Below are 911 nucleotides of genomic sequence, written 5' to 3'. Positions count from 1 at the left end.
CTGGATCGTGCGCAGCGTGCCTGTGCCGATCGGCACGGTGCCGCTCTACCAGGCGCTGGAGAAGGTCGGCGGGATCGCCGAGGATCTGACCTGGGAGGTCTATCGCGATACGCTGATCGAACAGGCCGAGCAGGGCGTGGACTATTTCACGATCCATGCCGGCGTGCGCCTGCCCCACATTCCGCTCACCGTCGACCGTGTCACGGGTATCGTTTCGCGAGGCGGCTCGATCATGGCAAAGTGGTGCCTGCACCACCACAAGGAGAGCTTCCTCTACGAGCATTTCGAGGAGATCTGCGACATCTGCCGCACCTATGACGTGGCGTTCTCGCTTGGCGACGGTCTTCGCCCCGGCTCGATCGCCGACGCCAACGACGCCGCCCAGTTCGCCGAATTGGAAACGCTTGGAGAGCTGACGAAGATCGCCTGGGCCAAGGACTGCCAGGGAATGATCGAAGGCCCCGGCCATGTGCCGATGCACAAGATCAAGGAGAACATGGACAAGCAGCTCGCGGTCTGCGGCGAAGCACCGTTCTATACGCTCGGACCGCTCACCACCGACATCGCGCCCGGCTACGACCACATCACATCAGGCATCGGCGCGGCGATGATCGGCTGGTTCGGGACGGCGATGCTTTGCTACGTCACGCCCAAGGAACATCTCGGCCTGCCCGACCGCGACGTCGCGCAAGACCGTTGGCCGGTTTCCGTCGACCCGCTTCCGGACGAGCTGCTGTCGAGCTGGCTTCACCGGCTTTCACTCGCAAACGGTATCGCGCCGCGGTCATTCGCCGGGGTCCTCGGACTCGGCAACGGGATGTGGTCGCCGCGCCTCGATCTTGATCTTCCGCGCCACGTCGCCGTTTTGCTCGCTGATCAGACAAGTGTTCCGCGTCAAGCGATCATAAAGA

General features: G+C 63.3%; 1 protein-coding gene and 1 pseudogene. Both read left to right on the top strand.

Going from position 1 to position 911, the window contains the following annotated elements; all coding sequences use genetic code 11:
- A pseudogene (locus tag EN780_RS35465) lies at positions 1-682 on the top strand (phosphomethylpyrimidine synthase ThiC); the annotation flags it as partial.
- Positions 668-911: TniQ family protein (locus EN780_RS41130; RefSeq protein ID WP_245500232.1), on the top strand; the 244-nt coding region annotated here is incomplete at its 3' end. The pseudogene EN780_RS35465 and the gene EN780_RS41130, both read left to right, overlap by 15 nt.

It is taken from the genome of Mesorhizobium sp. M4B.F.Ca.ET.089.01.1.1 (assembly GCF_004022605.1).
Classification (GTDB): domain Bacteria; phylum Pseudomonadota; class Alphaproteobacteria; order Rhizobiales; family Rhizobiaceae; genus Mesorhizobium; species Mesorhizobium abyssinicae.
The sequence above is the reverse complement of the archived record's forward strand: the minus strand, read 5'-3'. Positions and strand labels throughout refer to the sequence as shown.